Genomic DNA, 5,299 nt, shown 5'->3' on the forward strand with positions numbered 1-5,299 from the left:
GGGCGGGGTGGGGGCGGGGCTGCGACAATGGGGGGTGACGATCTTCGTACCGATGAGCAGACAGACAGTGAGGTTGCCTTGTCCAAGGTCAAGCTGAGCACCAATCACGGCGACATCGTGGTCCGGCTGGACGCCGAGAAGGCCCCGGCGACGGTGGAGAACTTCCTGCAGTACGTGCGGGACGGCTTCTACAACGGCACCGTGTTCCACCGGGTCATCGACGGCTTCATGGTGCAGGGCGGCGGTATGGAGCCGGGCCTGCGCCGCAAGGAGACCCGGGCGCCGATCCAGAACGAGGCCGACAACGGGCTGAAGAACACCCGGTACACGGTGGCGATGGCCCGGACCTCGGACCCGCACTCGGCCACCGCGCAGTTCTTCGTCAACGTGGCGGACAACGCCTTCCTCGACCACACCGCGAAGAGCGGCCCGGGCTGGGGCTACGCGGTGTTCGGCGAGGTCGTCGAGGGGCGGGAGGTGGTGGACGAGATCAAGTCGGTGCCCACCACCTCCAAGGGCGGGCACGCGGACGTCCCGAAGGAGGACGTGGTGCTGGTCTCCGCCGAGGTCGTGGAGTAGCGGGGGAGCAGGAGAGCAGGGAGGGGAACTGCCCCGGCCCCCGGGGGAGCGGGGGTCGGGGCAGGGCCGGGGGAGGGGGGCTCAGCTGTCGACGGGGAGGGCGGCCGCCAGCGGGAGTTCGCCGCAGTGCGGGCCGGCGTGCAGGACGAAGGTGCCCGGTTCGGTCTCCCAACCGGGGCGGTCGGGGGACCAGTGGGCCAGGGCCCGGGCGGGCAGGCGGAGGTCGACGTCGACCTGTTCGCCCGGGCCGGCCTCGGCGGTGGCGAAGGCGGCCAGCCAGCGCACCGGCCGGTCCACGGCGGAGCCGGGGCGGGAGAGGTAGAGCTGCACGGTCTCCCGGGAGCGGCGCGGGCCCTCGTTGCGCAGGGTGACCCGCACGGTGCGGGAGCCGTCCGGGGCCGGGGCCGAGGGGGCGCCGAGGGCCAGGTAGTGCCAGTCGCCCCAGCCCAGGCCGTGGCCGAACCAGTAGGCGGGGGTGCGGCCGGAGCGCAGCCAGCCGCGGTGGCCCAGGTGCAGGCCCTCGGTGTAGGGGAGGCGGCCGTCGGCGGGGGCGGTGGCGTAGACGGGGCAGTCGGCGGCGGCGTCCGGCCAGGTGGTGGGGAGCCGGCCGCCCGGTTCGGCGCGGCCGAGCAGCACCTCGGCCAGCGCGTCGCCGCCCTCCTGACCGGGGAACCAGCAGGTCAGCACCGCGCCGACCTGTTCGCGCCAGGGCAGCAGGACCGGGCTGCCGGTGTTCACCACCACCACGGTGCGCGGGTTGGCGGCCGCCACCGCCGCCACCAACTCGTCCTGGCGGCCCGGCAGTTGCAGCGAGGTGCGGTCGAAGCCCTCGCTCTCGTGCTCGTCGGTGGTGCCGACCACCACCACCGCCACGTCCGCCGCCGCGGCCAGCTCCACCGCGTGCGCGAACTCCCGTTCCAGCTCCGCCTCCGGCGGGTCCGCGGCCAGCACCAGCACCCGCCCGTGCGCGGACTCCACCGTCCGCCGGGCCAGCAGCGCCACCTCCCGGCCCGCCGCCAGCTCCAGCTCCACCTGCCGGAACGAGGGCGACACGTGCAGGTACGTCGGGTCGTCCGAGAGCGGGGCGACGTACTCCTCCAGCAGCACCGCGCCGTCCGCCTCCAGCCGCAGCGCGCCCAGGCCCACCACGCCCAGGCGCCAGCGGCCGGAGCTCGGCGCGGTGAACCGGGCCGCCACCTCGACGGTGCGCACCGGTGCCAGGTCGACCTCCGCGGCCGGCTCCAACACCCGCCCCGTGGAACGGTGTTCGGCGTGCACCAGGGAGCCGTCCGCGGCCAGGTAGCGCACCAGCACGCCCGGGGCCGAACCGTCCGGCAGCGTGCAGTCGGCCGCCGCCAGCGGCGTCGGCCGCAGACCGGTGCGCACCCCCGGCGCGTGCACCACCTCGACGGACGGGCCGAGCGCGGCCCGCAGGCCCGCCAGCGGCGAGACCGGCGCCGCCGGGAACACCGAGGCGCTGCCGCCGCCCTGCACCCGGGCGGTCGCCGCGTTCGGGCCCAGCACCGCGACCCGGCGCAGCGCCGGACCGTCCAGCGGCAGCAACCGGTCCGGGTTGTGCAGCAGCACGGTGCCCGCCACCGCGGCCGCCCGCAGCGCGCCCCGGGTCGCCGCGTCCACCGGCACCGGCGCCGGGCCGCCCGGCGGCGGCGGGTCGAACGCGCCGACCCGGCCCGCGAGCCGCAGCAGCCGCTCCACCTTGTCGTCCAGCACCGCCGCCGGCACCCGACCCGCGCGCACCGCCGCCGCCAGCGCCGGACCCCACGCCGGGTTCGGCCCCGGCATCGCCAGGTCGCAGCCCCCCGCGCCCGGCCCGTCCGCCGCGTGCACCGCCCCCCAGTCGGAGACCACCAGCCCGTCGAAGCCCCACTCGCCCTTCAACGGCTCGACCAGCAGCGGGTGTTCGACCATCGACGTCCCGTTGACCCGGTTGTACGCCGACATCACCGCCCACACCCCGGCCCGCACCGCCGCCTCGAACGGCGCCAGGTACACCTCGCGCAGCGTCCGCTCGTCCACCCGGGCGTCCACCGTCAGCCGCTCGGTCTCCGAGTCGTTCGCCACGTAGTGCTTGGCCGTCGCCGCGACGCCCAGCGACTGCACGCCCGCGACGTACGCCGCCCCGATCCGGGCGGTCAGCAGCGGATCCTCCGAGAAGCACTCGAAGTTGCGCCCCCCGAGCGGCGAGCGGTGCAGGTTCAACGTCGGCGCCAGCACCACGTGCACCCCCTTGCGCCGCGCCTCCGCCGCCAGCAACGCGCCCATCCGGCGCACCAGTTCCTCGTCCCAGGACGCCGCCAGCGCGGTCGCGCACGGCAGCAGCAGCGCCGTGTCCGCCTCGTCCCACCGCTCCCCGCGCACCCCCACCGGCCCGTCCGAGCAGACGATCGGACGCATCCCGAGCGCGGGCTCCCCGCTGGTCCGGAAGGTGTCCCCGCCGGAGACCAGCCGGGCCTTCCGCTCCAGGTCGAGCACCCGGTGGTCGGATCCGGCGGCGGGGGCGGGGAGTTGAGAGGGCATGGAGAGCTGGGTCATCGAGGTCCTTAGATCGACCTTCCCGGCTTCGGCCGAGGAGGGTGACGAGAGTCCCGCGAAGCGGGGCCGGGCAGGTGGGCAGAGCTACCCCGACGGCTGTGTCAGTGACGGGTTCTGGCGCGGGTGTCGTGGCGACCACTCACGTGAAGCGGGCTTTCTCGGGCCGCCGGACCGGCGGTCGCAGCCTGTGGAGACGGCGTAGGACCTCAACGGAGCACCCCGGGCGGGCAGTCGTCGGTGAAGCAGGAAGTCGTCCCGGCCGCCGCGTTCGCGCGCGGCGGCCCGGCCGCGAGGCCGTGGCGGCCAACTCGCGGGCGGGGAGGAGGTCAACCTTTCGTGGCTCCTTGCATGATGCCGTCGATGATCTGGCGGCCCATCAGGAGGAAGGCGACGAGGACGGGCGCGCTGGCGACCAGGGCGCCGGTGAGGACGAGGGAGTAGTCCTTGATGTAGCCGCTGGCGAGTTCGGAGAGGGTGAGCTGGACGGTGGGGTTCTGCTGGGTCATGACGACCTTGGGCCAGTAGAAGTCGTTCCAGGCGGCCATGAAGGTGAGCATGCCGAGGACGCTCATCGCGGGGCGGGCGGCGGGCAGCACGACGTGCCAGACCAGGCCGCGGGTGGTGCAGCCGTCCATCCGGCCGGCGTCGAGGAGTTCGTCGGGGACGGCGCCGATCAGGTACTGGCGCATGAAGAACAGGCCGAAGGCGTTGGCGGCGGCCGGGACGATCAGCGCCTGGAGGTGGTCGGCCCAGTGGAACCAGTTCGCCATCATGATGTAGAGCGGGATGATGCCGAGCTGGGTGGGGACCATCATGGTGGCGACCACCGAGGCGAGCAGCGGGTTGCGGCCGGGGAAGCGGAGCTTGGCGAAGGCGAAGCCGCCGAGGGTGCTGGTGAGGACCACGCTGGCGGTGACGGTGGTGGCCACGATCAGCGAGTTGAGCATGGCCAGGCGCAGGTCGGTCTGGGCGAACACCTGGGTGACGTTGTGCCAGAGCCGGCCGCCGGGCAGCAGCACCGGGGGCATCTTGTGGATCTCGGTGTTGGTGCGGGAGGCCGCGACCAGCGTCCAGTACAGCGGGAAGAGCGAGAGCAGCACGGCCGCGCCGAGGACGGCGTACACGCCGCGTCCGGCGGTCAGCTGGCGGGTGGTACGGGAACGCCTGCCGGTCATTCGGCACCTCGCATCCGGCGCGCGGCCAGGAAGTTGACGGCGGCGACCAGCACGATCAGCAGGAACATCGCCCAGGAGATCGCCGCGCCGTAGCCGTACTTGAAGCGGCCCCAGAACTGGTTGTACGAGTACAGGGCCAGGGTCTGGAACTGGTGCTGGGAGCCGCCGGTGGTCGGGTCCTGCTGCTGGCTGAACAGCATCGGCTCGCCGAACAGTTGGAGCGCGCCGATGGTGGAGACGATGACGGTGAACAGGATGGTCGGCCGCAGCATCGGGATCGTGATGGAGCGGAACTGCCGCCAGCGGCTCGCCCCGTCCAGCGCGGCCGCCTCGTACAGCTCGAACGGGACGGTCTGCATCGCGGCCAGGTAGAGCAGCGCGTTGTAGCCCGTCCAGCGCCAGGTGACGATCGCGGCGATGGCCGTCCAGGAGGAGAGGGTGCCGGCCTGCCAGTCGACGTGGTCGACGCCGAACAGCGAGAGGAACCAGTTGACCAGGCCGAAGTCGCGGCCGAACAGCTGGACGAAGATCAGCGTGACGGCGGCCACCGAGGTGACGTTCGGCAGCAGGACGCCCAGGCGCAGCAGGGTGCGGCCGCGCATCCGGTAGTTGAGCAGGTGGGCCAGGCCGAGGGCGAGCAGCAGTTGCGGGACGGTGGCCAGCACGCCGATGCCCAGGGTGTTCTTGACGGCGTTCCAGAAGAACGGGTCGTCCAGCAGCTTGCGGTAGTTCTCGAACCCGACCCAGTCGCCCGCGCTGCCCGGCCGGTCGGCCCGCCAGCCGGTGAACGAGACGTAGCCGGTGTACAGCATCGGGAACAGGCCGAAGACGCCGAAGACCAGGAAGAACGGCGAGAGGTACAGGTAGGGCGAGAGGGTGCGGTCGAGCCGGTGCCGGCGGTGGCCGGCGGGGCGGCGGCCGACGGGGCGGGCGGGGGCGCGGGCGCCGCGGGCGGCGGCGGTGGGTGCGGCCAAGGGGAGCTCCCAGGGGCG

Annotated in this window: 4 protein-coding genes; 1 reads left to right on the plus strand and 3 read right to left on the minus strand. The window is 73.7% G+C overall.

Going from position 1 to position 5,299, the window contains the following annotated elements; all coding sequences use genetic code 11:
• Positions 1-78: 78 nt before the first annotated feature.
• Positions 79-579 (plus strand): peptidylprolyl isomerase, encoded by a 501-nt coding sequence (locus tag IH44_RS0138970; RefSeq protein ID WP_030464597.1) that lies wholly within the window; start codon positions 79-81, stop codon positions 577-579.
• An 81-nt stretch (positions 580-660) separates the two neighbouring features.
• On the opposite strand, the gene IH44_RS0138975 is transcribed toward IH44_RS0138970, so the two are convergent.
• The 3 genes from IH44_RS0138975 to IH44_RS0138985 form a co-directional block, all read right to left on the minus strand.
• On the minus strand, positions 661-3,132 hold the full coding sequence (locus IH44_RS0138975) for a glycoside hydrolase family 3 C-terminal domain-containing protein (RefSeq protein ID WP_030464598.1): 2,472 nt from the start codon (positions 3,130-3,132) through the stop codon (positions 661-663).
• A 326-nt stretch (positions 3,133-3,458) separates the two neighbouring features.
• A complete protein-coding gene (locus IH44_RS0138980; RefSeq protein WP_030464599.1) occupies positions 3,459-4,307 on the minus strand; it encodes a carbohydrate ABC transporter permease in 849 nt (282 codons plus the stop codon).
• A complete protein-coding gene (locus IH44_RS0138985) occupies positions 4,304-5,281 on the minus strand; it encodes a carbohydrate ABC transporter permease (RefSeq protein ID WP_030464600.1) in 978 nt (325 codons plus the stop codon). The genes IH44_RS0138980 and IH44_RS0138985 overlap by 4 nt, the downstream gene beginning before the upstream one ends.
• Between the last annotated feature and the right edge of the window lie 18 nt (positions 5,282-5,299).

Origin of the sequence: Kitasatospora sp. NRRL B-11411 (assembly GCF_000721345.1) — a bacterium.
Taxonomy (GTDB): domain Bacteria; phylum Actinomycetota; class Actinomycetes; order Streptomycetales; family Streptomycetaceae; genus Kitasatospora; species Kitasatospora cineracea.

Coding starts and splice junctions, on each gene's coding strand:
- IH44_RS0138975 (WP_030464598.1), bottom strand. CDS start 3,132: ATGACCCAGCTCTCCATGCCCTCTCAACTCCCCGCCCCCGCCGCCGGA.
- IH44_RS0138980 (WP_030464599.1), bottom strand. CDS start 4,307: ATGACCGGCAGGCGTTCCCGTACCACCCGCCAGCTGACCGCCGGACGC.